The sequence below is a fragment of the Caulobacter sp. 1776 genome, assembly GCF_040545685.1.
In the GTDB taxonomy this organism is placed as follows: domain Bacteria; phylum Pseudomonadota; class Alphaproteobacteria; order Caulobacterales; family Caulobacteraceae; genus Caulobacter.
In genome coordinates this window covers 158,256-181,734 of record NZ_JBEPMI010000005.1, presented here as the reverse complement: position 1 = coordinate 181,734, position 23,479 = coordinate 158,256, and the positions used below count along the sequence as shown (strand labels likewise).

General features: G+C 67.9%; 25 protein-coding genes, 2 tRNA genes and 2 pseudogenes. 20 read left to right on the top strand and 9 right to left on the bottom strand.

The features are described 5' to 3' along the window. The first annotated feature begins 159 nt into the window (after nt 1-159). Nucleotides 160-909 carry a glucose 1-dehydrogenase gene (locus tag ABIC66_RS14495; RefSeq protein ID WP_354070989.1) on the top strand — a complete coding sequence of 250 codons (750 nt, stop codon included), beginning with the start codon at nt 160-162 and terminating at the stop codon, nt 907-909. Here ABIC66_RS14495 and ABIC66_RS14490 read toward each other — a convergent pair. The 4 genes from ABIC66_RS14490 to ABIC66_RS14475 all read right to left on the bottom strand — a co-directional run bounded on the left by ABIC66_RS14490 (nt 906) and on the right by ABIC66_RS14475 (nt 4,970). After that, a complete protein-coding gene (locus ABIC66_RS14490; RefSeq protein ID WP_354070988.1) occupies nt 906-1,643 on the bottom strand; it encodes a DUF6456 domain-containing protein in 738 nt (245 codons plus the stop codon). The two genes, ABIC66_RS14495 and ABIC66_RS14490, sit on opposite strands and share 4 nt — an antisense overlap. Continuing rightward, a complete protein-coding gene (gene gafY, locus ABIC66_RS14485; RefSeq protein ID WP_354070987.1) occupies nt 1,640-2,011 on the bottom strand; it encodes a gene transfer agent production transcriptional regulator GafY/HdaB in 372 nt (123 codons plus the stop codon). The genes ABIC66_RS14490 and gafY overlap by 4 nt, the downstream gene beginning before the upstream one ends. Before the next feature lie 136 nt (nt 2,012-2,147). Continuing rightward, nucleotides 2,148-3,077 carry a sugar kinase gene (locus tag ABIC66_RS14480; protein ID WP_354070986.1) on the bottom strand — a complete coding sequence of 310 codons (930 nt, stop codon included), beginning with the start codon at nt 3,075-3,077 and terminating at the stop codon, nt 2,148-2,150. Nucleotides 3,078-3,209: 132 nt separating this feature from the next. Continuing rightward, nucleotides 3,210-4,970 (bottom strand): DUF885 domain-containing protein, encoded by a 1,761-nt coding sequence (locus ABIC66_RS14475; protein WP_354070985.1) that lies wholly within the window; start codon nt 4,968-4,970, stop codon nt 3,210-3,212. Nucleotides 4,971-5,000: 30 nt separating this feature from the next. Between ABIC66_RS14475 and ABIC66_RS14470 the strand changes: the two are divergent. Next, nucleotides 5,001-5,093, top strand: a pseudogene (locus ABIC66_RS14470) (hypothetical protein); the annotation flags it as partial. Between the two features lie 86 nt (nt 5,094-5,179). Here the strand turns inward: ABIC66_RS14470 and ABIC66_RS14465 are convergent. Together ABIC66_RS14465 and ABIC66_RS14460 are read right to left on the bottom strand one after the other, a co-directional pair. After that, a tRNA-Gly gene (locus ABIC66_RS14465) sits at nt 5,180-5,254 on the bottom strand. Between the two features lie 50 nt (nt 5,255-5,304). Beyond that, a tRNA-Gly gene (locus tag ABIC66_RS14460) sits at nt 5,305-5,379 on the bottom strand. A gap of 159 nt (nt 5,380-5,538) precedes the next feature. On the opposite strand from ABIC66_RS14460, the gene ABIC66_RS14455 reads away from it, so the two are divergent. Continuing rightward, complete coding sequence (locus ABIC66_RS14455) at nt 5,539-6,399, top strand: SDR family oxidoreductase (RefSeq protein WP_354070984.1); 861 nt, start codon at nt 5,539-5,541, stop codon at nt 6,397-6,399. Nucleotides 6,400-6,401: 2 nt separating this feature from the next. Here ABIC66_RS14455 and ABIC66_RS14450 read toward each other — a convergent pair whose 3' ends face one another. Next, nucleotides 6,402-7,274 (bottom strand): alpha/beta fold hydrolase, encoded by an 873-nt coding sequence (locus ABIC66_RS14450; protein WP_354070983.1) that lies wholly within the window; start codon nt 7,272-7,274, stop codon nt 6,402-6,404. Between the two features lie 55 nt (nt 7,275-7,329). On the opposite strand from ABIC66_RS14450, the gene ABIC66_RS14445 reads away from it, so the two are divergent. The 3 genes from ABIC66_RS14445 (at nt 7,330) to ABIC66_RS14435 (ending at nt 9,969) form a co-directional block, all read left to right on the top strand. Continuing rightward, nucleotides 7,330-8,502, top strand: coding sequence for a glycosyltransferase family 4 protein (locus ABIC66_RS14445; RefSeq protein WP_354070982.1), 1,173 nt, complete (start codon nt 7,330-7,332; stop codon nt 8,500-8,502). Then, a complete protein-coding gene (locus ABIC66_RS14440) occupies nt 8,499-9,470 on the top strand; it encodes a glycosyltransferase family 9 protein (protein WP_354070981.1) in 972 nt (323 codons plus the stop codon). The genes ABIC66_RS14445 and ABIC66_RS14440 overlap by 4 nt, the downstream gene beginning before the upstream one ends. Nucleotides 9,471-9,579: 109 nt before the next feature. Then, a complete protein-coding gene (locus ABIC66_RS14435) occupies nt 9,580-9,969 on the top strand; it encodes a GIY-YIG nuclease family protein (RefSeq protein WP_354070980.1) in 390 nt (129 codons plus the stop codon). 21 nt (nt 9,970-9,990) lie between these two features. Here the strand turns inward: ABIC66_RS14435 and ABIC66_RS14430 are convergent, their stop codons facing one another. Next, on the bottom strand, nt 9,991-10,590 hold the full coding sequence (locus ABIC66_RS14430) for a YitT family protein (RefSeq protein ID WP_354070979.1): 600 nt from the start codon (nt 10,588-10,590) through the stop codon (nt 9,991-9,993). 279 nt (nt 10,591-10,869) lie between these two features. Here ABIC66_RS14430 and infC point away from each other — a divergent pair, with 279 nt between their 5' ends. The 13 genes from infC to msrA all read left to right on the top strand — a co-directional run bounded on the left by infC (nt 10,870) and on the right by msrA (nt 21,716). Further along, nucleotides 10,870-11,391 (top strand): translation initiation factor IF-3, encoded by a 522-nt coding sequence (infC, locus tag ABIC66_RS14425; protein WP_354070978.1) that lies wholly within the window; start codon nt 10,870-10,872, stop codon nt 11,389-11,391. Nucleotides 11,392-11,638: 247 nt separating this feature from the next. Further along, nucleotides 11,639-13,585, top strand: a complete 1,947-nt coding sequence (locus ABIC66_RS14420; protein ID WP_354070977.1) for an alpha/beta hydrolase family protein — start codon at nt 11,639-11,641, stop codon at nt 13,583-13,585. A gap of 65 nt (nt 13,586-13,650) precedes the next feature. Further along, nucleotides 13,651-14,844, top strand: coding sequence for an MFS transporter (locus tag ABIC66_RS14415; RefSeq protein ID WP_354070976.1), 1,194 nt, complete (start codon nt 13,651-13,653; stop codon nt 14,842-14,844). Nucleotides 14,845-14,974: 130 nt separating this feature from the next. Next, nucleotides 14,975-15,175 (top strand): 50S ribosomal protein L35, encoded by a 201-nt coding sequence (gene rpmI / locus ABIC66_RS14410; RefSeq protein WP_018061454.1) that lies wholly within the window; start codon nt 14,975-14,977, stop codon nt 15,173-15,175. Between the two features lie 15 nt (nt 15,176-15,190). Then, nucleotides 15,191-15,550, top strand: coding sequence for a 50S ribosomal protein L20 (gene rplT, locus ABIC66_RS14405; RefSeq protein ID WP_047407297.1), 360 nt, complete (start codon nt 15,191-15,193; stop codon nt 15,548-15,550). A gap of 216 nt (nt 15,551-15,766) precedes the next feature. Continuing rightward, nucleotides 15,767-16,855: a phenylalanine--tRNA ligase subunit alpha gene (gene pheS, locus ABIC66_RS14400; protein WP_354070975.1), complete on the top strand. Its 1,089-nt coding sequence runs from the start codon at nt 15,767-15,769 to the stop codon at nt 16,853-16,855. Beyond that, complete coding sequence (locus tag ABIC66_RS14395) at nt 16,855-17,187, top strand: DHCW motif cupin fold protein (RefSeq protein ID WP_354070974.1); 333 nt, start codon at nt 16,855-16,857, stop codon at nt 17,185-17,187. The genes pheS and ABIC66_RS14395 overlap by 1 nt, the downstream gene beginning before the upstream one ends. Before the next feature lie 5 nt (nt 17,188-17,192). After that, nucleotides 17,193-17,597: a hypothetical protein gene (locus tag ABIC66_RS14390; RefSeq protein ID WP_354070973.1), complete on the top strand. Its 405-nt coding sequence runs from the start codon at nt 17,193-17,195 to the stop codon at nt 17,595-17,597. Further along, nucleotides 17,594-20,032, top strand: coding sequence for a phenylalanine--tRNA ligase subunit beta (gene pheT, locus ABIC66_RS14385; protein WP_354070972.1), 2,439 nt, complete (start codon nt 17,594-17,596; stop codon nt 20,030-20,032). The genes ABIC66_RS14390 and pheT overlap by 4 nt, the downstream gene beginning before the upstream one ends. Before the next feature lie 203 nt (nt 20,033-20,235). Further along, the gene (locus ABIC66_RS14380) at nt 20,236-20,388 is read left to right on the top strand and encodes a hypothetical protein (protein WP_223393716.1); all 153 of its coding nucleotides are present in this window, start codon (nt 20,236-20,238) and stop codon (nt 20,386-20,388) included. A 122-nt stretch (nt 20,389-20,510) separates the two neighbouring features. Next, on the top strand, nt 20,511-20,807 hold the full coding sequence (locus tag ABIC66_RS14375) for a hypothetical protein (protein WP_354070971.1): 297 nt from the start codon (nt 20,511-20,513) through the stop codon (nt 20,805-20,807). Next, a complete protein-coding gene (locus tag ABIC66_RS14370; protein ID WP_354070970.1) occupies nt 20,792-21,070 on the top strand; it encodes a hypothetical protein in 279 nt (92 codons plus the stop codon). Before ABIC66_RS14375 ends, ABIC66_RS14370 begins: the two co-directional genes overlap by 16 nt. Nucleotides 21,071-21,125: 55 nt before the next feature. Next, nucleotides 21,126-21,716, top strand: coding sequence for a peptide-methionine (S)-S-oxide reductase MsrA (msrA, locus tag ABIC66_RS14365; protein WP_354070969.1), 591 nt, complete (start codon nt 21,126-21,128; stop codon nt 21,714-21,716). An 81-nt stretch (nt 21,717-21,797) separates the two neighbouring features. Here the strand turns inward: msrA and ABIC66_RS24235 are convergent. Beyond that, nucleotides 21,798-21,924, bottom strand: a pseudogene (locus ABIC66_RS24235) (hypothetical protein); the annotation flags it as partial. A 90-nt stretch (nt 21,925-22,014) separates the two neighbouring features. Here ABIC66_RS24235 and ABIC66_RS14360 point away from each other — a divergent pair. Further along, nucleotides 22,015-23,397 (top strand): DUF4139 domain-containing protein, encoded by a 1,383-nt coding sequence (locus ABIC66_RS14360; protein WP_354070968.1) that lies wholly within the window; start codon nt 22,015-22,017, stop codon nt 23,395-23,397. Nucleotides 23,398-23,479 lie beyond the last annotated feature (82 nt).

The window sequence follows — 23,479 nt, the reverse complement described above, 5'->3', positions numbered from 1 at the left end:
GGCTTCAAGACCTGATGTCCGCGTCTCTACGAGCGCGCACCGACAAAGGCCTGAGAAAATCTACAGGCTCCGCTCATTGAATCACTTCGACGCATATCTAAATGTCGAAGCGTGCGCCGATCACGGCGACCGGCCGCTAGGCCGAACGGAGAGAGATCAATGAGCAAGCTTTCAGGCAAGACCGCCGTCGTCACGGGCGCGTCCAAGGGCATCGGGGCCGCGATCGCCAAGGCCTTGGCCGCCGAGGGCGCGGCCGTGGCGGTCAACTACGCCTCCAGCCGCGAGGGCGCCGACAAGGTGGTGGCCGAGATCGTCGCCGCCGGCGGCAAGGCCATCGCCGTCCAGGGCTCGGTGGCCAAGGACGCCGACGTCGTCCGCCTGTTCGACGAGACGCAAAAGGCTTTCGGCGGCGTGGACATCCTGGTCAACAACGCCGGCGTCTACGCCTTCGCGCCGATCGAGGAGACGACCGAGGCCGAATACCGACGCCAGTTCGACACCAACGTCCTGGGCGTGCTGCTGGCCACCCGTGAAGCGGCCAAGCGCTTCGGTCCGGACGGCGGCAGCGTGATCAACATCAGCTCGGCGGCGACCACCGTCGATATCCCCACGGCCTCGATCTACACGGCCACCAAGGCCGCCGTGGACTCGATCACCCGCGTGCTGGCCAAGGAGCTGGGTCCGCGCAAGATCCGGGTCAACAGCCTCTCGCCTGGCGCGGTCGAGACCGAGGGCACCCACACGATGGGGATCATCGGCAGCGAGCTCGAGACCCAGATGGTCGCCCAGACCCCGCTAGGCCGCATGGGCCAGCCGTCGGACATCGCGCCGGTGGCGACCTTCCTGGCCTCGCCCGAGAGCTACTGGATCACCGGCGAGATCATCGGCGTGTCCGGCGGCAATCGCTAGATCATCCGATAGTGCCGCGCCAGGCGTTGCAGGGCCAGTTTCAGGACGGTCTTGCCCGCCCGGCGCGGCAGCTTCAGCGAACGCTCCGCCGCCTCCAGGGCCGAGCCCATCAGGCAGACCCGCTCCAGCATCTCGCGCAGGCCGGGTCCCACGGCCGTCAGAGCCATGGCGATCCGCTCGCGCGCGGCGTGGTCGCGCTCGGCCGGCGCCGGGCCCGGCCGGCCGCCCGACGTACGGGGCGTCAGGTCCCAGCGCATGGTGACGCGGCCTAGCGTTCCCAGACTTTCGAACTCCTCGCGCAGACGCTCGGCGGCGGCGGCCTCGATCGGCGTCAGCCAGGGCTGGCCGCTGGCGTCGCGCCGGCGGGCCAGCCAGGCGATCGGCGACTCGCCAAGATTGCGGCGCACGGTCCCGGCGCCGTCCGGCAAATCGACCTCGGCCTCGATCACGCCCGGACGGCCGGGCGGCGGCAGTAATGGTTCGGGCCGCTCGGTCATGATCCAGCCGCCTTGCGGGCGCGGCTTCAGGGTCGCCGCGCGCGCCAGAGCCTGGAACGCCGCCTCGCCCAGGGTCAGCATCACGCTGCGCCGGCGGCTGGCGCCCAGGCGCACGCCGTAGCCCAGGCCCTGGGCCTCGATCACCGCGCCCGGCCGCGCCAGCAGCCGCATGGCGCGTTCGGCCAGCCGGCGGGCTTCCAGCTCATCGTCGAACAATTCGGCTGGGGTCGCGCTCATTGCGGAATGTCCTCGGCATGGGCCGGGGCCTGGCGCAGACACGCTTCCAGTTCGGCGAGGCGGCGGTCGAAGGCGGCGTCCTCGCGCATGTCCTCGATCTTGCGGCAAGCATGGCCGCATGTGGTGCGGTCGCGGCCGAACGCGAAGGCCACCCGCGCCAGCGGCCAGTGGAAGGTGATGTGCGTCAGGTAGATGGCCAGCTGCCGGGCGCGGACGGCGGCGTGCGAGGTCCGCTTGGGCGTCGCGATCTCGGCCGCCGGCACGCCGGTGGCCATGGAAACGAGATGGGTGACGAAACCGACCGTCAGGCGGTCGCGACGGGGATCGGGCGTAATCGCCCAGAGGTCCTCAAGGGCTTGAACCAACATGGCGTCCTCTCCTCCCGGCCGCGAGAACGACCGGCAAGCACCACTATAGGTTTATTTTCTCAACAGAGGAATATATTCCTATTTCACTCCACGCTCGCGGCGATAAGCCTTTGAAAAGATTGGCACCGGCCTGTCGCTATTCCCGCACCCAGACGGGCATCGAGGCCACCGGCACGATCGCGCCCTTACAGGTCACCACCGCCGCGGCGAGCGCGTGGGCGCGCTTGACCGATTCGTCGATCGGCCGTCCCGCCAGACGCGACGACAGATAGGCGGCGTTGAAGCTGTCGCCCGCCCCCGTGGTGTCGACGGCCTTCACGCGGTCGGGGGCCGGGGTGGCGGTGCGGCCGTCGGCGCGATGGACGTTGACGGCGTGGCTTTCGTCGCGCGCCACGACCTCGGCGCCGGCCGCGGCCCACTCGCCGGCCAGGTCCTCGGCCTCGCGGTCATAGAGCGGGCGGCTATCCTCGCCGCTCAGCGAGATGTATCGGCACGAGGACACCACGCCGTCCAGCGCGGCGCGGGCCGCCTCGGCGTTCGGCCACAGGGCGGGGCGGTAGTTGAAGTCCAGCGCCACGGCCACGCCCAGCGAGTGGACGTAGGCCAGGATGTCCTTCAGCCGCGCCCGGCCGATGTCGCCGATCACCGCCAGGGTCACGCCCGACAGGTAGACGAGGTCGCTGGCCTTGGCCGCCTCGATCAGCTGATCGGCGGTGTGGGCCGAGAATAGGTCGCGGATCGGGGCGCGCTCGCGCCAATAGTGGAACTTCCGCTCGCCATGCTCGTCCAGCACGATGGCGTAGAGACCCGGCAGCCGGTTCTCGACCTGGCGGACCAGGCGGGTGTCCATGGCCTCGCGGCGCATGGTCGCCATCACGCCCTCGCTGAACGGATCCCCCTGCCCCAGCGCCGTGCAGTAGGCGACGTCGTCGCCGAGCCGGGCCATATAGATCGCCGTGTTGAAGGTGTCGCCGGCGAAACCCATCCGGTAAAGCGGCGCGCCATCCTCGGCGGCCTCCGGCGACAGCTCGACCATGCATTCGCCGAGGACGGTGATCTTGGCCATCGATTGTTCTCTTCCCTCAAACTCTGTCATCCCGGCCAAGCGCGTAGCGCGCCGAGCCGGGACCGCAGGAAGCGCCGCGCTTTCGGTGGTCCCGGGTCTCCGCTGCGCTTCGCCCGGGATGACAGTTTTCAATCACTTCTTCTTGGCCTGCTGGGCGATCCAAGCGTCGATGCGGGTCTCCAGCACCGATAGCGGCAGCGAGCCGTGCAGCAGCACGGCGTCGTGGAAGCCGCGCTCGTCGAACTTGTCGCCCAGCCTCTGCTCGGCGCGATGGCGCAGCTCCAGCAGCTTCAGCTCGCCGACCTTGTAGGCCAGGGCCTGGCCGGGCCAGGAGACGTAGCGCTTCAGCTCGACCTCGATATTGACCGGCGACAGGGCCGTATTGTCGGTGAAGCAGGCGCGGGCCTGGTCCAGACTCCAGCCCTTCCAGTGCATGCCGGTGTCGGCCACCAGACGGCAGGCGCGCCACATCTCGTACGACAGCCGGCCGAACAGCTCGTAGGGGTCGCGATAGATCCCCATCTCCTCGCCCAGCCATTCCGAATAGAGCCCCCAACCCTCGCCATAGGCGTTGAAGTAGAGGTTGCGGCGGAACTCGGGGACGCCGTCCTGCTCCTGGGCCAGCGAGGTCTGGATGTGGTGACCGGGCGCGCCCTCGTGCAGCACCAGGGCCGGCAGCTCGTACAGCGGCCGCTGGTCCAGCTCCGAGGTATTGATCATCAGCCCGCCGGCCCGGCCGACCTTGGGATCGCCGCCGAAATAGCGGCCGGTGGTGTAGCCCTTCTCGATGCTGGCCGGCACGGGCCGCACGCCATAGGTTAGGCGCGGCAGGACGCCGAAATGGGCCGGCAGCTGGTCGTCGGCGCGCTTGGCGATCTCGCTGGACTTCTCCAGCAGCTGCTGGCGGCTGGTGGCGTAGAAGCGCGGATCCTTGCGCAGCATGGCGATGAAGGCCGGCAGGTCGCCCTGGAAGCCGGCGGCCTTCATGGTTTCCTGCATCCGGGCGCGGATGCGGGCCACCTCGGCCTTGCCGATGTCGTGGATCTGGTCCGGCGTCAGGGTGGTGGTCGTGTGCCGGTGGGCCAGGAAGGCGTAGTAGCGCTTGCCGTCCGGCAGGTCCGAGGCCGCCAGGCTCTTGGCCGCGTGCGGCAGGTATTCCTCGCTCATGAACTTGACGAAACTGGCGCGAGCTGGCGCGACCTTGTCGGTAACGGCCCTCTCGCCCTCGGCGATCAGGACCGCGCGGATCGGGAGGCTGGCGGGCAGCGTCCGCAGCGGGGCCAGCAGAGGATCCTCGGCCAACGGCGTGGCCGCCGCGCGCTGAGCGCGCTCCAGCACCGCCTGGGCGGTCGGAACAGCCTGGACGAAGCCGACCGCCACGCCCCGACGGGCATTGTCGATGTTGGCGGCGTACCAGCCAGGCATACCGTTTAAGAGTCCGATCCAGCGCTTGGCCTCATCGGCGTTGCGCAGGGTCATGCCGCTGGCCCGGTACAGCATCATGACGTCGAAGCCGCCGTCGCTGCTGAAGGGCATGCGCGCCTCGTCGAAGCTGGCGGCCTCGATCCGGTCGGTCAGGCTGTACAGCAGCAGGTCGCGAGTCAGGCGCTCCTCGTCGGTGAGGCCTTTGGCCCCCAGGGTGGTCAGTTCGGCCTGGATCTTCTTGAGCTTGGCCGTCCGATCCGCATCGGCCGCTGGCGTGACGTCGGGCAGGCGCCAGCGGGCGTCGGCCGCGCCGCCGGAATCGGGATCCTCGCCCGGATCGCCCAGCGCCTCGTAGCGCGCGACCAGGCTCGTCAGGGTGGACGAAGGGCCGGCCCAAGCGGCCGAAGCCGTCAACGCGACCAGACAGATGCCGACCAGGCCGGCGCGCCATGTGCGGATGCGAGTCATGCGGTCGAGCTTAGAGCCTGTCCGTTTCCAATGGAAACATCAGAAACGGATAAACAGGCTCTATTTCAAATATTTAGAGCGTGGCGGACGCCGAAACCGCTCACACTTTCGGCTGCCACGCTCTAGGCGAACGTCGATCGCCTCGCGACACGCGAATCGCCGGCCAGCGACGACCGATGACGTTCAAATGTTTGGAAGAAATTCGGGAATGGAGCGGGCGAAGAGATTCGAACTCTCGACCCCAACCTTGGCAAGGTTGTGCTCTACCACTGAGCTACGCCCGCCCATTCGCGAGATATGTATATCGTCCCATGCTCCCAGAACCCCGGAAGAATGGAGCGGGCGAAGAGATTCGAACTCTCGACCCCAACCTTGGCAAGGTTGTGCTCTACCACTGAGCTACGCCCGCATCGGCGGGGCCCAAAGGAGCGCCCCGCGACGAGGAGGCGGCTTATGGCAGAGCGTTCGGCGCTTTGCAAGCGCCCTTTGAGGGGTTGCGAAGCGGCTTTTTTCGGAGGCTTGATCCGCGTGGGTTTCGGTCGGGTTTTTCTGGGGCGGAGTTCTGGCGTTGCGTCTGTTCGTGTTCGGTCTGGGCTATGTCGGCGAAGCTTTCGCCAGCGCTTTGGCGGCCCGAGGTTGGGAGATCGCGACGACCGCGCGCGACGCCGAACAGACCGAAAGACTGCGCGCCAGGGGAATCGCCGCCGCCGATCCGGCTGACCGCGACGCCATGGCCGCCGCCCTCACGGGCGCGAATGCGATCCTGGTCACCGCCCCGCCCGGCCCCGACGGCTGCCCGGCCCTGGAGTCGGTCATCCCCGCCCTGGCCCAGGCCCAGGCCTTCCCCGACTGGATCGGTTATCTCTCCACCACGGGCGTCTATGGCGACTTCGAGGGCCGGTGGGTGTTCGAGACTTCGCCGCTGAAGGCCCAGTCGGTCGAAGGCGCCCGCCGGGTCGGGGCCGAGCGCGACTGGCGTCAGGTCGGACGCGGCATGGGCCTGACCGTCGCCACCTTCCGCCTGCCCGGCATCTACGGCCCCGGCCGCAGCGCCCTGGACCGCCTGCGCGCCGGCGAGGGCCGCCGGATCGTCAAGCCGGGCCAGGTGTTCAGCCGCATCCACGTCGACGACATCGTCTCGGGCCTGCTGGCCTCGCTGGAGCGGCCTCGCGCGGGCGGGATCTACAACCTCGTCGACGACGAACCGGCTCCGCCGCAGGACGTGATGGAGCACGCCGCCAAGCTGCTAGGCGTCCCGGTCCCGCCGGACCTGCCGTTCGACACCCTAGGCATGTCGCCGGCCACCCGCCGCTTCTACGCCGAGAACAAGCGCGTCTCGAACGCGCGGGCCAAGGCGGAGCTGGGGTGGAGGCCGGAATATCCGACCTATCGTGAGGGGTTGGCGGCGATCTTGAAGGCGGGCGGCTAGGTCTACTCGTCGTCGATCGCCGGCGCCCGCGGCGTGATGCCCACCGCCTCCAGCCCCGCCGCGTTGCGCAGCCGCGCCGCGCGGGCCAGGCGACGAGACACCAGATCCCCCTCCTCCGGTTCGGCCAGGCCGCGGGCCTCGGCGACGGCGGCGACCAGGCGCTGCAGGTCCTGCGGCCGCGACAGGCGGTGGTCCCCGTCCTTGATCAGGCTGAAGACGACGTCGTCGCCGGTCAGGGCGTTGGTCAGTTCCAGGGCGTGGGTCCACGGCACGTCCGGATCGGCCCCGCCCTGCAGCACGCGCACCGGAACGTCGATCGGCACGGGTCCCGGCAGGATCGACCACCGCGCCCCGTCTTCCAGCAAGTCGCGCGTGATGGCGTAGCCGCCGTCTTCGTATTCCGACGGGCGGATCCAAAACCCGTCGCGGGCGATCGCCGCCTTGGCCTCGGCCGAGAGCTCCGGGACCATCAGCTTCTCGGTGAAGTCCGGCGCCGGGGCGATCAGCACCATGGCCTTGACCCGATCGGGCCGCGCGATCGCCGCCAGGCAGGCCAGCCAGCCGCCCATGGACGAGCCGACCAGCACTAGCGGCCCGTCGGTCAGCTCGTCGATCACCGCCAGGACGTCGGCGCGCCAGCGGCTGATCGTGCCGTCCTTGAACGCGCCGTCGGACTCGCCGTGGCCGAAATAGTCGAAGCGGACATAGGCGCCGCCCGTCGCTTCGGCCTGTTCGGCCAGGACCTGCGCCTTGGTCCCCGTCATGTCGGAATGGAAGCCGCCCAGCCACACGACGGTGGGGCCTTCGCCCTCGACGCGGCGCCAAGCGAGCTTCGAGCCATCTTCGCGCGCCAGGGCGCCCCGGGATTCGGTCATGGCGTCGCCTTGATCCTTTCGATAACTAAAACGCGTTCGTTTCGCCGAGAGTCGCGTGCCCGACCTACCCGCCGACTTCACCCTGCTGCAAGTCACGCCCGAGCTGGAAACCGGTGGCGCGGAGCAGACGACGATTGATGTCGCCCACGCCGTCGTTGCGCAAGGCGGCAGGGCCCTGGTCGCGACCAAGGGCGGGCGCATGGCCGCGCGGCTCGAGGCTGACGGCGGCCGTCTGGCCCAGATGCCAGCCCAGACCAAGAACCCGCTGATCATGCTGGGCAACGCCGCGCGGCTGATCGACCTGATCCGGCGCGAGAGGGTCAGCCTGGTCCACGCCCGTTCTCGCGCCCCGGCCTTCAGCGCCCTGTGGGCGGCCCACGCCACCAAGACACCCTTCGTGGCCACTTACCATGGCGTCTACAACGCCAAGTCCAATCTGAAGCGCTGGTACAACGCGGTGATGACCAAGGGCGACCTGGTCATCGCCAATTCCGAATACACCCGCGAGCACGTGATCCGCGAGCACGGCATCGCCCCCGAGAAGGTGGTGGCCATCCCGCGCGGCGTCGATCTCTCGCGCTTCGAACCCGGCGTGGTGAGCGCGGATCGGATCGAGGCCCTGCGCAAGGCCTGGGGCGTTGAGCCCGGCGAACGCCGGCTGAAGGTGCTGCTGGCCGGCCGGCTGACCCGCTGGAAGGGCCAGGGCCTGCTGATCGAGGCCATGACCCTGCTGAAGGCGCGCGGCGAGAACCGGGTGCTGCTGCTGCTGGCCGGCGACGACCAGGGCCGCAAGGGCTATCGCGCCGAGCTGACGGCCGCCATTGCCGCCGCCGGTTTGGAGGACGCGGTCAAGCTGGTCGGACACTGCGACGACATGCCGGCCGCCTATCTGCTGGCCGACCTGGCCATCGCCCCGTCGCTGGAGCCGGAGGCGTTCGGCCGCACCGCGGTGGAGCCGCAGGTGATGGGTCGTCCGGCGATGGCGTCCGACCACGGGGCCACCCGCGAGACGGTCGTGCCGGGCGAAACCGGCTGGCTGGTCAAGCCCGGCGACGCCGAGGCCTGGGCGAACGCGCTGCTGCAAGCCTGCGAAATCGGCGCGGCCAGACGACAAACCATGGGACAGGCGGCGCGCACCCGTGCGCGGCGGTTGTATTCGGTGGACGCGATGTGCGAAGCGACCCTCAAGGTCTATGCACGCGTTTTGGGTTTGGAGCGTTCGTCTTGAGTAAGGAGATCAAGAAGGTCCTGGTGATCAAGCTGGGTGCGCTGGGCGACTTCGTCCTGGCGCTGGCGGCGATGAAGAAAATCCGCGAAGTCCATCCCAAGGCCAAGATCACGCTCCTGACCACCCCGCCCTTCGAGGCCCTGGCCAAACTCAGCCCGTATTTCAACACCGTCGAGACGGACGGCCGTCCCGGCGACCTCGGCGAGACGCTGGCCATGATCGGCCGGATCCGCAAGGCGCGCTACGACCGCATCTACGACCTGCAGACCAACAGCCGGACCAACTGGTACTTCCAGCTGCTGCGGCCGTTCCCGCCGCAATGGAGCGGCATCGCGTTCGGCTGCGCCTTGCCGCAAAAGGGAACCGCCCGGCTGCGCATGCACACGCTGGAGCGCCAGGCCGATCAGCTGCGCGCGGCCGGCATCTGGCCCGACGCGCCGACCGAGCCTGGCAGCGCCCCGCCGCCGGACCTGACCTGGATCCTGCGCAAGCACAAGGAGCCGCGCCCGGTGGCCGGCGCCGCCGCGCCCCGGCCCTACGTGCTGTTCGTGCCCGGCGGTTCGGCCCACCGGCTCGAGAAGCGCTGGCCCGTCGAGAACTACGCCCAGCTCGGCTCGCTGTTGAAGGCGCGCGGCCTGGACATCGTCATCATCGGCGGTCCGCAGGAAAGCGCCATGGCCCGCCACATCCAGAAGGCCGTCGGCGGCGCCCGCGACCTGACCGGCCGCACCGACTTCGCCCAGCTGGCCGTGCTGGGCGCGAAGGCCGTGCTGGCCGTCGGCAACGACACCGGCCCGACCCACCTGCTGGCCGCCGCCGGCGCACCGACCATCGCGCTGTTCTCCGACGCCTCGGACCCCGAGCTGTGCGGTCCGCGCGGCCACGTGGCGGTGATCCGCTCGCCGGACCTGAAGGCCCTGCCCGTCAGCACCGTGGCCAGCGCGGCGGTGGCCCTGCTGCCGCACTAGGCGCCAGCGACCGCCAACCAAGCTTGTCATCCCGGGCGTAGCGCAGCGAAGACCCGGGACCGCCGGAAACACTATCGCCAACCACGATTGTTCGCTTTATGTTCTTACTATGCGCGAGCATAGCTATGCTGTGTATCTGGTGACGAACACGCGACGCGGAGTGCTTTACGTCGGAGTGACGTCAAACCTGGCATATCGCGCACAGCAGCATCGCGAACATTTGCTGCCAGGCTTCACGCGTCGCCATGGCTGCACGCGCCTCGTCTGGTTCGAGCATCACACCCATATCGACGGCGCCATTGATCGCGAGAAGCTGATCAAGCGCTGGCGGCGCGCGTGGAAGTTCGAATTGGTGGAAGCACGCAATCCAGGCTGGATCGATCTCTATCCAGCCCTTCTGGGTGAGGCCGAGTTCCCTTGGTACGAACCGCCTTCCGTCCCGGGGTTTGACGGTCCCGGCTCTACGCTGCGCTTCGGCCGGGATGACAGGAAAGTCTAGCCGCAAGTCGCCAACGCTTTTTCAGTACCCCGCGTACCGTCCCGGCTTGTGGTTGGCGATGATCACCGCGCTCAGGGCCACGGCGCTGGCGATCGACAACAGCAGCTTGTCGAACGGGATCGTGAAGAAGGCCGCGGCCACGACCAGGCAGTCGGCGGCCAGCTGCACCTTGCCGGCGCTGATCCCGCGCCGCTCCTGCAGATAGAGCGCCAGCACCCCTACCCCGCCGACGCTGGAGCGGTGTCGGGCCAGGGCCAGGATCCCCATGCCGATGATCGAGCCGCCGAACACGGCGGAGAAGACCGGATCGATGTCGCTCACCTTGAGCCAATGCGGCATGCCCCAGGCCAGGCCCGCCAGCAGCAGGTTGGTGGCCAGGGTCTTGGCGGTGAACGTCCAGCCCAGCGTGCGCTGGGCCAGAACATAGAACGGCAGGTTCAGCACGAAGAACACCACGCCCACCGGCCAGCCGCCCAGGTACGAGACGATCAGCGCCACCCCGGCGACGCCGCCGGTGACCAAGCCGGCCGCTTTCAGCAGCGTGAGCCCCACGGCGATGAAGCTCGAGCCGATCAGCAGGGCGTGGACGTCCTCCACGGCGGAGTGGCGATGCGGATTCATGGAGGCTTGGGGGACTCAGGCAGGCGTTTTGATCAGGGAAAACTCGTCCCGCCCCTGCCGTTTCCGCCCCTCTATCCCCGAAAGACCTTCCGGGGGCCGGCTTGAGTCAAAAAAACTGGACCCGCCGGCGTCTCTTTGGCCGCCTTCGCTTGATACGGCGCGGCCGGCGGGTCATATATCACTTTCTCGCGGCGCGCCCAGCGCGGCGCGCGCGCGTTCAGCTATACCCTCGTCAACTGCCCCTATTAACAGTCCCGGAGCCGCCCTATTCGCCGTCCTATGCAAACGCCGCCCGTCAAGGACGGGCCGCGTATCAACGATGAAATCCGCGTCCCACGCGTCCTGCTGATCGACCAGAACGGCGAGAAGCAAGGCGAGATGCCGACGTCCTCCGCTCTCGAAGCGGCGGAAGAAGCTGGCATGGACCTGGTGGAAATCGTTCCGAACGCCAATCCTCCTGTCTGCAAGATCCTGGACTACGGCAAGTTCAAGTTCCAGGAGCAGAAGAAGAAGAACGAGGCGCGCAAGCGGCAGAAGGTGGTCGAGCTCAAGGAGATCAAGCTCCGCCCGAACATCGACATCCACGACTACGAGGTGAAGGCGAAGGCCATGCACCGCTTCTTCGAGGAAGGCGACAAGGTCAAGGTCACCCTGCGCTTCCGCGGTCGTGAAATGGCCCACCCCGAGCTCGGCATGAAGCTGCTCCATAAGGTCAAGGCCGACTTCGACGAAGTCGCCAAGGTCGAGTACGAGCCGCGCATGGAAGGCCGGCAGATGATCATGATCTTGGCCCCGCGCTAGGTCCGATCTCAGGCAGACATCGAAACGCCCCGGCCTCGCGGCCGGGGCGTTTTTGTTTTGCGGCGCTTCCCCCCGGCGCCTCGACAACATCGCACCCCCTGGTAGAGTTATGGAGGTTGGGGGTGTTCAGCGTGTCCAAGGATTCTCCGGTCTTCGGCCCGGCGCATCGCGCCGCGCTATTCGGCGTCGTGCACGCGCCGGACGCGCTCCCTCGTTCCTGTTCGAATCCCAGAACCCGAGGACCCGCATGCTGAAGCTGATGGCGGCCGCGTCGATGGCCGCGCTTTTGTTCACCGCCGCCCCCGCGCAAGCCGCGCCGCTCGAAGCCTATGGCCGCCTGCCGGCGATCAATATGGTCGACGTCTCGCTGGATGGCTCGGCCCTGGCGCTGATCGTCACGGTCAATGACGAGAGCATGATCGTGGTCAAATCGGTGACCGGTCCGGTCCTGGCTTCGGCCAAGATCGGCTTTCGCAAGGTGCGCAGCGTGCAGTGGGCCGACAGTGATCACGTGGTGATCGAGGTTTCCAACACCGCGGTGATCGAGGGCGTCAGCTATTTCCGCGAGAACTATCAGGGCATCAGTCTGAACATCCGGACTGGCGAGCTAGTGCAACTGCCCACCAAGGCCCTGGACACCGTGGTCAATGTCATCGCCGGGCGCATCCAGCCCGCGCACGACGGCAAGAAGCCCGTGCTGCTGGTCCCGCTGATGAGCACCGAAGCCGGCAACATGCAGGCCAAGAGCGGCCACCTGGATCTGTTCAAGGTCGATCTGGAGAGCGGCCAAGCCCTGGTCGTTCAGATGGGCGACGCCGACACCTACGACTATCTGGCCAATGCCGATGGCAAGGTGCTGGCCAAGGCCAGCTACAAGGAGAACCAGAGTCAGGACAACGCCACCTGGACCATGTCCCTGCGCAAGGGCGGCGGCTGGCAGACCGTGTTCTCGACCACCGAAGCGGCCGAGACGCCGTCGCTGTGGGGCGTCTCGGCGGACGGCCAGTCGGTGATTATCGACACCTGGGACAAGGACACCAGCCTGTGGCGGCCGACCTCCATCGGTCTGGCCGACGGCAAGCTCGGCGGCTTCATCGGACCGGCGCGAGACCTCTCGCCCGTCATCGGTCCGGACGGCGTGGTGCTGGGTTTCAGCTATCAGGACAACTTCGTTGAGTATGACTTCATCGAACCCCGCCTGAAGGCCCTGTGGCCCCCCTTCCGCGCCGCCTTCAAGGGCCAGTCGGTGTCGCTGGCCTCATGGACCCCCGACTTCAAGAAGCTGATCCTCTTTGTCGAGGGCGAGAACAGCGCTGGCGCCTACTACATGGCCGACACGACCACCAAGCGCGTCGATCCGATCGGCATGGCCTATCCGAAGATCGGTCCCGCCGACATCTCACCGGCTCGCCAGGTTCGCTACTCGGCCGGGGACGGCCTGGAGATCGATGCGATCCTGACCACCCCCAAAGGCCGCGAGGAAAAGAACCTGCCGCTGATCGTCCTGCCGCACGGCGGACCCGAAGCCTACGACACGGTCGCCTTCGACTATTGGGCCCAGGCGCTGGCCTCGCGTGGCTACGCGGTGCTGCAGCCGAACTTCCGCGGCTCCACCAATCGCGGCCACGCCTTCAAGGCGGCCGGCTACGGCGAATGGGGCCGCAAGATGCAGACCGACCTGTCGGACGGCGTGGCGTACCTAACCAAGCAAGGCGTCGTCGATCCCCAGCGGGTCTGCATCTTCGGCGGCAGCTACGGCGGCTATGCGGCGCTTGCGGGCGTGACCTTGCAGAAGGGCGTCTATCGCTGCGCCGTCTCGCTGGCTGGCCCAAGCGACCTACCCGGCCGCCTGCACGACGAAATTCTGCGCTCCGGCGAGCAGAGCACCTTGATCCGGTACCGCAAGCGTTTCTACGGCGTGACCGGCGAGCGCGACCCGAAGCTGCGCGAGATCTCGCCCGCCGACCACGCCGCCAATGTCGAGGTTCCGGTTCTCCTGATCCACGGCAAGGACGACACCGTCGTCCCCTACAGCGAAAGCCAGAAGATGGCCTCCGCCCTGAAAGCCGCCGGTAAGCCTTATGAGTTCGTCACTCTGGACGGCGAGGACCACTGGCTTTCGCGTAGCCAAACTCGACTTCAGATGCTGACCGCCGCCGTCACCTTTCTGGAGAAGCACAACCCGCCCCAGTAGATCTTTTAGCCGCGCCCATCCCGGAGGTCGCCAAGCTGCGGGTTCGAGCGTAAACCGCGCGTCCGATGTCTGATCCCGCCCACAGCGCCCGCGCCCTGGCCGTCCTGCTCCTGGTTGTCTTCATCAACCTGGTGGGCTTCGGCGTGGTCATTCCGCTGCTGCCCTTCTACGCCAAGGCGATGAACGCGGCCCCATGGCAGGTGACGACCATGTTCGCCGCCTACAGCCTGGGCCAGTTCTTCGGCGAGCCGTTCTGGGGGCGACTGTCCGACCGCATCGGCCGCCGGCCGGTGCTGATAGCGACCATCCTGGCCAACACCCTGGCCTATGTCGCCCTGGCCTTCGCACCCAACATATGGATCGCCATGGCCATCCGCCTGGTCGGCGGCTTCGGCAGCGGCAACATCTCGACGATCCAGGGCTACATGGCCGACGTCACCCCGCCCGAGAAGCGGGCCTCGCGGCTCGGCCTGCTGGGCTCGGCCTTCGGGGCGGGCTTCGTGCTGGGACCGTTCATCGGCGGCGTCCTGGCCCACCCCGCGGCGGGCAAGCTGGGCTTCCAGATCCCGCTGTTCTTCGCCGCCGGCATGGCCGGTCTCGCGGCGATCGGCATCTTCCTGTTCGTGGTCGAGAGCCGCGCCCCGTCCGCGCCCGGCGCGCCCCAGCCCGGCCGACGCGAGGCCCTGGCCGCCGCCGCCGCCCACCCGGTGCTGTCGCGCGTGCTGTTGGTGACCCTCGTTTCCACCGGCGCCTTCGCCGGCATGGAATCGATCTTCGGCCTGTGGACCAACGCCCGCTTCGGCTGGGGCCCGCAGCAGGTCGGCTTCTGCTTCGCGGTGATAGGCGTGATCGCCTCGCTCGGTCAGGGCCTGTTGACGGGCCAGCTGGCGCGCCGGTTCGGCGAGGGCCGCGTTCTGACCACGGGCCTGTCGATCATCGCTTGCAGCCTGTTCATCACGCCGTTCGCGCCCCACCCGGCCCTGGCCATCGTCGCCGTCGGCTGCACCGCCTTCGGCCAATCGCTGGTCTTCCCGTGCGTGGCGGCCCTGATCTCCCGCGCCAGCCCGCCGGACCGCCAAGGCCAGATGCTGGGCCTGAACATGGCCGCCGGCTCCCTGGCCCGCATCGGTGGCCCGCTGCTGGCCGGACCGCTGTTCGGCTTGGCCGCCGGCGGTCCCTACTGGTTCGGCTCCGCCCTGATGATCCCCGCCGTCGGCCTGGCCCTGGTCATCGTCCACCGAACGAAAGCGGCGGCCTGACGCCTAAGCGCTTGCCTTGGACGAGTCTTTCGCCTACTAACCCCGCCTTTCCGGAACCGCCTGGCCCATTGGCATGCCATGGCGGTTCGTCTTGCTATCCCAGAGGACGGGGCGAAAGCTCCGACGCGAAATGCCTAAGTTGAAGACCAAGTCGGGCGCGAAAAAGCGCTTCAAGATCACGGCCACGGGTAAGCTGAAAGCCGGCGTCGCCGGCAAGCGCCACCGTCTGATCGGCCACAACGGCAAGTACATCCGCCAAAATCGCGGAACGAAGGTGATGAGCGAGGCTGACGCCAAGACCATCCGTTCGTACCTGCCCTACGGCCTTTAAGAGGAGCGCTGACACATGGCTCGCGTTAAACGTGGCGTCACCGCCCACGCTAAGCACAAGAAGGTTCTTGAACAGGCGAAGGGCTTCTACGGCCGCCGCAAGAACACCATCCGCACGGCCAAGGCCGCCGTCGACAAGGCCGGTCAATACGCCTATCGCGACCGCAAGGTGCGCAAGCGCGCCTTCCGTTCGCTGTGGATCCAGCGCATCAACGCCGGCGCCCGCATCGAAGGCTTCACCTACTCGCAGTTTATCCACGGCCTGGACGTGGCGGGTGTGGTGATCGACCGTAAGGTCCTCGCAGACATCGCGGGCAACGACCCGGCTGCGTTCAAGGCTATCGCTGACAAGGTCCGCGCCGCCCTGGCCGCTTAAGGATATCTGAGCTCCTCGGAGTTCAATCGATCCTGAAAAGCCCTCCGGTGCGAACCGGAGGGCTTTTTGCTGTCCGAAAGGCTGTCATCCCGGTTAAGCGCGTAGCGCGCCGAACCGGGACCACGGCAAGCGCCTGCATTTCCGGCGGTCCCGGATCGGCCTTTCAGGCCGTCCGGGATGACAATGGAAGTTTAACCGCCTAGACGGATGCCCGTCATGACCGATCTCAACACTCTCGAATCCGACGTCCTGGCCCAGGTGGCCGGCGCGACGGACCTCCAGGCGCTCGACGCCGTCCGCGTGGCCGCCGTCGGCAAGACCGGCTCGATCTCGGGCCTGCTCAAGACCCTCGGCGCGATGAGCCCCGAGGAGCGCAAGGACCGCGGCGCGGCGATCAACGCGCTCCGCGACAAGGTGCAAGACGCCATCGCCGCGAAGAAGGCCGCTCTGGAAGCCGCCGAGCTCGACGCGCGCCTGGCCAGCGAGACCCTGGACCTGTCCCTGCCCGCGCCTTACCGCCGCAAGGGCAGCGTCCACCCGACCATGCAGACCATGGACGAGATGATCGCCATCTTCGCCGAGATGGGCTTCGCCGTGGCCGAGGGTCCGGACATCGAGGACGACTTCCACAATTTCACGGCCCTGAACTTCCCCGAGAAGCACCCGGCCCGCGAGATGCACGACACCTTCTTCTTCAACGCTCGCCAGCAAGAAGATGGGTCGACCGGCGAACGCATGCTGCTGCGTACGCATACGAGCCCGGTGCAGGTGCGGACCATGGTCTCGCAGAAGCCGCCGATCCGCATCATCGCCCCCGGCCGCACCTATCGCGTGGACAACGACGCCACCCACACGCCGGTGTTCCACCAGGTCGAGGGCCTGGTGATCGACAAGGGCATCCACATGGGCCACCTGAAATGGACCCTGGAGACTTTCCTGGCCCGGTTCTTCGAGACCGACGCGGTCACCACCCAGTTCCGTCCGCACCACTTCCCGTTCACCGAGCCGTCGGCCGAGATGGACGTGCAGTGCGACCGCTCGGGCGGCGAGATCAAGATCGGCCAGGGCACGAGCTGGCTCGAGATCCTGGGCTGCGGCATGGTCCATCCGAACGTGCTGCGCGCCTGCGGTATCGATCCGGACGAGTACCAGGGCTTCGCGTTCGGCATGGGCGTCGATCGCCTGGGCATGCTGAAGTACGGCATGCCGGACCTGCGCGACATGTGGTCGTCGGACAGCCGCTGGCTGGCCCACTACGGCTTCAGCGCGTTCGCCGCGCCGAACCCGGCCTCGGGTCTCAGCTGATGCAGCTGCCCGCCAGCGCCTTCACGGCCGTCGACTGGGACGCCATCGCGCCGACGATCCACCCCGGTGAAGCCGGCCAGGCCGAGTGGCGCACGCTCAATGTCGGCGACATGCGTCTTCGCCGCGTGGACTATTCGCCAGGCTATCTGGCCGATCACTGGTGCGACCGCGGCCACGTGATCTTCGTGCTGGAAGGCGAACTGACCAGCGAACTGAAGGATGGCCGCACGACCACCCTGACGGCGGGCATGAGCTATCACGTCTCCGACTTCGGCGACCCCGCCCACCGTTCGTCGACCTCGGTCGGCGCGAAACTGTTCATCGTGGACTGACCCGGATGACCCAGCAGAGTTTCCAACCCGGCGGTCGCCCCGGCCGCATCCCGACCGATCCGATGGCCAAGACCTTCGAGAACCTCGACATCTCGCTGTTCGACCTTTATCGCGCCAGCCTCTGGAATGGCGGCGACATGGCCTTGAACGGCCGCACGTTCATCGGCTGCCAGATCGAAGGTCCGGCGGTGATGACGGTCCTGCCCGGCGTCAAGTTCGACGGCACGGACTTCGGCCTGACGGACGGCGACATTCGCAATCTCGTCCTGCGTCCCGCCGGCCCGCGAAAAGTCATCGGGACGATCCCCGTTCAGGACTGCGCGTTCATCAACTGCGTCTTCCACGGCGTGGGCTTCACGGGCCCCGAGGCCTTCCTGCAGCAGATCCTGAGCCTGGAAATCGCGAAATGAAATTCACCCTGTCCTGGCTCAAGGACCACCTTGAGACCACCGCCACCGTCCCCGAGATCGTCGCGGCCATGACCATGGCTGGGCTCGAGGTCGAGCACGTCATCGACCCGGCGACCAAGCTGGCTCCGTTCACGGTCTGCAAGATCGTCGAGGCCGCGCGCCACCCGAACGCCGACCGCCTGCAGGTCTGCCAGGTCGACACCGTCGACGGCCGCAAGGAGATCGTCTGCGGCGCGCCGAACGCCCGTCCCGGCCTGACCACGATCTACGCCCCGATCGGCGCCTATGTGCCCGGCCTGGACGTGACCCTGGTCGAGAAGCCGGTGCGCGGCGTCGTCTCGAACGGCATGCTGTGCTCGGCCGCCGAGCTGGAATACGCCAGCGAGAGCGACGGCATCATGGAGCTGCCCGACGCCCTGCCGGTGGGGACCTCGGCCGTCGACGCCCTGGGCCTGGAAGCCGTGATCGACTTCGAGGTCACCCCAAACCGCCCCGACTGGCTGGGTGTCGCCGGTATCGCCCGCGACCTGGCCGCCGCCGGCGTCGGCAAGCTGAAGGACCTGTCGATCGCCTCGATCCCCGGGACCTACGCCTCGCCGATCACGGTCAAGGTCGATGGCGACGCCTGCCCGGCGTTCGCGGGTCGATACATCCGCGGCGTCAAGAACGGCCCGTCGCCCAAATGGCTGGCCGACCGCCTGACCGCCATCGGCCTGAGGCCCATCAGCGCCCTGGTGGATATCACCAACCTGATCTCGTACGACCGCGCCCGTCCGCTGCACGTCTACGACGCCCACAAGCTGGTCGGGACCGAGATCTCGACGCGCTTGGGCCGCCACGGCCTGAATGGCGACGAGCACCTGATCGCCCTGGACGGCAAGACCTACGAGCTGACGCCCGAGATGTCGGTGATCGCCGACGCCAGCGGTGAACGCCCGATCGGCCTGGGCGGCGTGATGGGCGGTGAGAGCACCGGCTGTTCGGACGAGACCACCGACGTCTTCGTCGAGAGCGCCTGGTTCGACCCGATCCGCACGGCCCAGACCGGCCGCGCCACCGGCATCGCCAGCGACGCCCAGTACCGCTTCGCCCGCACGGTCGACACCCACTCGCTGGTCCCAGGTATCGAGCTGGCCACCAAGCTGATCCTGGAGCTGTGCGGCGGCGAGCCGTCCGAGATCGTGATCGCGGGTGAGGCCCCGGCCGCGCCGGGTCCGATCCTGTTCGACCCGGCCTATGTCGGCCAGCTTTCGGGCCTGGAGATCGAACCCGAGCGGTCGTTGAAGATCCTGACGGATCTCGGCTTCAAGCTGGACGCGCCCAAGGACGTCTCGCCGACCCAGTTCGCGACCCACGCCGAGGCCGCCGTCTGCGTGACCCCGCCGACCTTCCGCCGCGACGTGGAAGGCAAGGCCGACCTGGTGGAAGAAGTCGCTCGCATCGCCGGCTATGGCGCCCTGCCCTCGACGCCCTTGCCCGAGGTCCCCCGCGCCGTTGGCGGCGTGCTGACCGCCAAGCAGGCTCGGGCCCGCGTCGCCCGTCGCGCGCTCGCGGCCGCCGGCTATGCGGAGGCGGTGACGTTCAGCTTCACCAGCGGCAAGATCGCGGCCCTGTTCGGCGGCGGCCAGGCCGAGCTGATGCTGGCCAATCCAATCGCCTCGGAACTGGACTGCATGCGCCCGTCGCTGCTGCCCAACCTGATCGAGGCGGCCGGGCGCAACGCGCGCCAGGGCTTCCCCGACGCGGCTCTGTTCGAGGTTGGCCCGACCTTCCACGGCGACCGCCCGAACGACCAGCGCACCGTGGTCTCGGCTATCCTGGTCCCCAAGGCCCCGCGCGGCTGGGACAAGGCGGCGCAGGGCGACGTCTTCACGGTCAAGGCCGACCTGATGGCCCTGCTGGAGGAGCTGGGCGCACCCGTCACCTCGCTGCAGACGGCCCAAGGCTCGGCCTCGGCCTGGTGGCATCCGGGCCGTTCGGCGCGCCTGCAGCTGGGCCCCAAGGCGGTGATGGCCGAGTTCGGCGAGATCCACCCGGCCGTGTTGAAGGCCCTGGACGTGGCCGGCCCGATCTACGGCTTCGAGATCACCCTGGAGGCGATCCCCGAGCCGAAGAAGAAGTCGGTCAAGACCAAGCCGGCCTTCTCGCCCTCGTCCCTGATGCCGCTGACCCGCGACTTCGCCTTCCTGGTCGAGAAGACCAAGGCCGCTGGCGATCTCGTGAAGGCCGCCGCCGGCGCCGACAAGGCGCTGATCACGGCCGCGCGCGTGTTCGACGTCTATGAGGGCGCCGGCGTGCCGGACGGCTTCAAGTCGATCGCGATCGAGGTGGTCGTCCAGCCCCGCGAAACCACCCTGACCGACGCCGAGATCGAGGCCCTGTCGGCCAAGGTCGTCGCGGCGGCCGAGAAGGCGGGCGGGAAACTGCGCGGGTAGTCGGCGACTTCCTCCTCCGGGAGAGGAGGGCCTCGCGGAGCGAGGTCAGGCGGGGGCAAGTGCTGAGTTTCCAGGCGCCGCGCCTTGCGCGAGGCAAAACTCGCCGCCCCCGCGACCGATCGCCCACCGCGCAGGCAAGACCTTGCGCAAGGCCCGCCGTCACGCTACCTGTAATGAGCGCCCACGGGATTCATCGTTTCCACATGCAATCGACCTTCGCCTTCGCCGCCTTTGTGACCACCGGCCTCGCCGCCGTGGCCGCGATGTCGTGCGCCGTGTCGATGTGGAACATGATTAACAACCAGATTAAAACCGTTCCCATTCGGACGGGGCAAAATCGGCGCAAGCAGCGGTAGGAAACCTACCAAAACCAAAGCCGAAGGATCGCAAGATCTCCAAAAGCCCCGCTCCCACGAGCGGGGTTTTTTGTTGCGCGGTTCCTCGGTCCTCCCAGTCTCTCATGCAAGGACCAACCCCGATGAGCTACCTGCCCTCTCCACCCGCCTTCCATAGCGACGCCGACGGCGTCACCGTCCACCAGCTGCTGCTGGCCGCCCAGGACGCGCCCAGCGCGCTGGACGCCGTCCGCCAGGGCCTGGCCGACAGCGGCGCCGAACTGTGCGGCCTCACCCTGAAGCCGGTCGGCCAGATCGTCGAAGCCAGCTTGCGCGTCCGTCACCTGGGCGATCAGGCCGCCCGCCTGCTGGCTCGTGACCTCGCCGCCTGGCCGGGCGTCAGCTCGGCGTCGGTAGAGCATCAATGGGTGCGCCCGTGAGCCTCGAGCTCAAACCGGAAGACGAGAAGCGCCGTCTCTTCCTCGTGACCGCCGACGACACCCCCGACGCCCTGATGCGGGTGCTGGGCGTGGCGTCGGTGCAGCAGACCCGCCTGCGCGCCCTGTCCGCCGCTCCCGAGGGCCAGCACCTGGCCATTAGGCTCGAGATCGACGACCAGGGCGACGCCCGGGCCGAGGTGCTGGCCTCGCGCCTGGCGGCCTGTCCGTCGGTGCGCGGCGTTGGTTTCGGCTGGCGGGCGTAACCTTCACGCGCTTTCGTGCGTATCTGAGTTCGAGCCCTCTGCTGGAAAGACCTCGATGCGCCGCTTGCTGATCCTCCTCGCCGCCGCCTTCGCCCTGTTCGGGGTCAGCGCCGCGACCGCCGCCCCGTCAAAGACCGAGACCGCCGTGTTCGCGGGCGGCTGCTTCTGGTGCATGGAGCATGACATGCAGGGCGTGCCGGGCGTCCTCAAGGTGGAGAGCGGCTACACCGGCGGCCACGTCAAGAACCCAACCTATCGCGATGTCACCAGCGAACAGAGCGGCCACTACGAGTCGGTGCGCGTCACCTACGACCCGGCCAAGCTGGACTACGGCTTCCTGCTGTACCGCTATTGGAAGCTGGTCGATCCCACCGACGACGGCGGCCAGTTCTGCGACCGCGGCCCGTCCTACCGCCCCGCCGTCTTCGTCACCCCCGCCCAGCGCCCGATCGCCGAGAAGTCCCGCGCCGAGGCCGCCAAGCGCCTGAAGACCGGCACGATGAAGGCCCAGATCCTGGACCTGAAGACCTTCTATGCCGCCGAGGAATACCACCGCGACTACGCCAAGCGGCACGCGCTGGACTATAACCTCTACCGCACCGGCTGCGGCCGGGACGCCAAGCTGAAGCAGGTGTGGGGCGGCTAAGGCCCGGCCACTTCGCCATTCCAATATTCAACCGTCATTCCCGCCCCCCGGGACCGGCTTCGCCGGCCCGAGGGCAAGCCAAGTGGCGGGAACCCCTGGTTCAGCTGACACGTGACGCAAGCGAACCGCCAGCGGTTCGCCCCTCCTGCACCTGCGACCGACAGAGGGGTTCCCGCCACGAGGGCGGGAATGACGGTGGGTAAGAGATGTGAAGTTGTACCGCTAACCCAAGCTCAACCGCCTCGACTCCGCCCCAATCCCGTGTAGCTTACTTCTGTAAATACACGGGAGGACGTCGATGAATCGTCGCGCGCTGCTGGCCACGGCCGGCCTGTTGCTGATCCCTCTCGACGGGGCGCTCGCCCAGGAGCGCGAAGTCTCGGTCACCATCTACAATTCCGACCTGGCGCTCGTTGAGGACGCGCGCCCGCTGGATCTGAAGGCCGGCCGCCAGCGGCTGGAGTTCAAGGACGTCTCGGCCGCCATCCGTCCCGAGACGGTCAGCCTGTCGGCGCCCGGCGTGACCATCCTGGAGCAGAACTTCGACTACGACCTGCTGACCCCCGACAAGCTGATGGAGAAGGCGGTCGGCCAGCAGGTCCGGATCGTCCGCACCAATCCGGGCGACGGCAAGGAGACCACCGAGGTCGCAACTGTCCTGGCCGCCAACGAGGGCGTGGTGTTGAAGATCGGCGACCGCATCGAGGTGCTGCGCGACGACGGTGTTCCCACGCGGGTGATCTTCGACAAGGTGCCCGAGACTCTCCGCGCGCGCCCGACCCTGTCGGTCAGCGTCGACGCCGCCAGCGCGGGCCCGCGCCAGGCCAAGCTGAGCTACCTGACCTCTGGCCTGTCTTGGAAGGCCGACTATGTCGCCCTGTTCGACGAGGCCAAGAACGCCCTGGACCTGCAGGGCTGGATCACCCTCTCCAACACGTCCGGCACGCCGTTCGAGAACGCCAAGACCCAGCTGGTGGCCGGCGACGTCAACCAGCTGAACCAGAACAATGGCTACCGCCCGCCACGCCGGCCCTCCAGCGGCATGGTCAGCGCCGGGACCGAGAGCGGGACCGGCGAGCGGGTCGCGGACTACTACGTCTATCCCCTGCCCGAGCGGACCACGATCGCGTCCAACCAGAACAAGCAGGTCGGCTTCCTGTCGGCCCAGGGCGTTAGCGCCAAGAAGGTCTACGAAGTCCGCGAAGGCTGGTTCTCCAGCGACGCCGAGCCCGTCAAGGCCGTGGTCGCCATCCAGTTCAACAGCGGCAAGCTGGCCGGCCTGGGCAGCCAGCTGCCGGCCGGGACCATGCGGGTCTATATGCGCGACGCGGCCGGCGATCCCAAGTTCGTCGGCGAGAACGCCATCGGCCACACCCCGGCCGGCTCGGAGCTGTCGATCAAGACCGGCGAGGCCTTCGACGTCTCGAGCCAGGCGACCCTGGTGGCCGAGACGAAGGTCTCCAGGACCCGCTCGCGCTACGAGATGCGCTATCTGCTGCGCAACGCCAAGGACCAGCCGGTGACCGTGGAGCTGCGCCAGGGCGGCCTGTGGCGCGACGGCGAGGTCAAGGCCGAGAGCCTCAAGAGCCGTCGCATCGACGCCCGCACCCTGGGCTGGTCCGTGCCCGTGCCGGCCAACGGCGAGGCGGTGCTGACCTTCACGGTCGAGACGGGGTGGTGACTGGGTTTTTCCGCTCATCCCCGCGAAAGCGGGGACCCAAGCCGAGCTTGAATGGCGCACGTCGTTCGAGACTCGCCGTCGC

What these genes read in the sequence shown, in the direction of transcription:
- ABIC66_RS14495 (WP_354070989.1), top strand. Translation starts at nt 160, where the DNA reads ATGAGCAAGCTTTCAGGCAAGACCGCCGTCGTCACGGGCGCGTCCAAG.
- ABIC66_RS14490 (WP_354070988.1), bottom strand. Translation starts at nt 1,643, where the DNA reads ATGAGCGCGACCCCAGCCGAATTGTTCGACGATGAGCTGGAAGCCCGC.
- gafY (WP_354070987.1), bottom strand. Translation starts at nt 2,011, where the DNA reads ATGTTGGTTCAAGCCCTTGAGGACCTCTGGGCGATTACGCCCGATCCC.
- ABIC66_RS14480 (WP_354070986.1), bottom strand. Translation starts at nt 3,077, where the DNA reads ATGGCCAAGATCACCGTCCTCGGCGAATGCATGGTCGAGCTGTCGCCG.
- ABIC66_RS14475 (WP_354070985.1), bottom strand. Translation starts at nt 4,970, where the DNA reads ATGACTCGCATCCGCACATGGCGCGCCGGCCTGGTCGGCATCTGTCTG.
- ABIC66_RS14450 (WP_354070983.1), bottom strand. Translation starts at nt 7,274, where the DNA reads ATGACCGAATCCCGGGGCGCCCTGGCGCGCGAAGATGGCTCGAAGCTC.
- ABIC66_RS14435 (WP_354070980.1), top strand. Translation starts at nt 9,580, where the DNA reads ATGCGCGAGCATAGCTATGCTGTGTATCTGGTGACGAACACGCGACGC.
- ABIC66_RS14430 (WP_354070979.1), bottom strand. Translation starts at nt 10,590, where the DNA reads ATGAATCCGCATCGCCACTCCGCCGTGGAGGACGTCCACGCCCTGCTG.
- infC (WP_354070978.1), top strand. Translation starts at nt 10,870, where the DNA reads ATGCAAACGCCGCCCGTCAAGGACGGGCCGCGTATCAACGATGAAATC.
- ABIC66_RS14420 (WP_354070977.1), top strand. Translation starts at nt 11,639, where the DNA reads ATGCTGAAGCTGATGGCGGCCGCGTCGATGGCCGCGCTTTTGTTCACC.
- ABIC66_RS14415 (WP_354070976.1), top strand. Translation starts at nt 13,651, where the DNA reads ATGTCTGATCCCGCCCACAGCGCCCGCGCCCTGGCCGTCCTGCTCCTG.
- rpmI (WP_018061454.1), top strand. Translation starts at nt 14,975, where the DNA reads ATGCCTAAGTTGAAGACCAAGTCGGGCGCGAAAAAGCGCTTCAAGATC.
- rplT (WP_047407297.1), top strand. Translation starts at nt 15,191, where the DNA reads ATGGCTCGCGTTAAACGTGGCGTCACCGCCCACGCTAAGCACAAGAAG.
- pheS (WP_354070975.1), top strand. Translation starts at nt 15,767, where the DNA reads ATGACCGATCTCAACACTCTCGAATCCGACGTCCTGGCCCAGGTGGCC.
- ABIC66_RS14395 (WP_354070974.1), top strand. Translation starts at nt 16,855, where the DNA reads ATGCAGCTGCCCGCCAGCGCCTTCACGGCCGTCGACTGGGACGCCATC.
- ABIC66_RS14390 (WP_354070973.1), top strand. Translation starts at nt 17,193, where the DNA reads ATGACCCAGCAGAGTTTCCAACCCGGCGGTCGCCCCGGCCGCATCCCG.
- pheT (WP_354070972.1), top strand. Translation starts at nt 17,594, where the DNA reads ATGAAATTCACCCTGTCCTGGCTCAAGGACCACCTTGAGACCACCGCC.
- ABIC66_RS14380 (WP_223393716.1), top strand. Translation starts at nt 20,236, where the DNA reads ATGCAATCGACCTTCGCCTTCGCCGCCTTTGTGACCACCGGCCTCGCC.
- ABIC66_RS14375 (WP_354070971.1), top strand. Translation starts at nt 20,511, where the DNA reads ATGAGCTACCTGCCCTCTCCACCCGCCTTCCATAGCGACGCCGACGGC.
- ABIC66_RS14370 (WP_354070970.1), top strand. Translation starts at nt 20,792, where the DNA reads ATGGGTGCGCCCGTGAGCCTCGAGCTCAAACCGGAAGACGAGAAGCGC.
- msrA (WP_354070969.1), top strand. Translation starts at nt 21,126, where the DNA reads ATGCGCCGCTTGCTGATCCTCCTCGCCGCCGCCTTCGCCCTGTTCGGG.
- ABIC66_RS14360 (WP_354070968.1), top strand. Translation starts at nt 22,015, where the DNA reads ATGAATCGTCGCGCGCTGCTGGCCACGGCCGGCCTGTTGCTGATCCCT.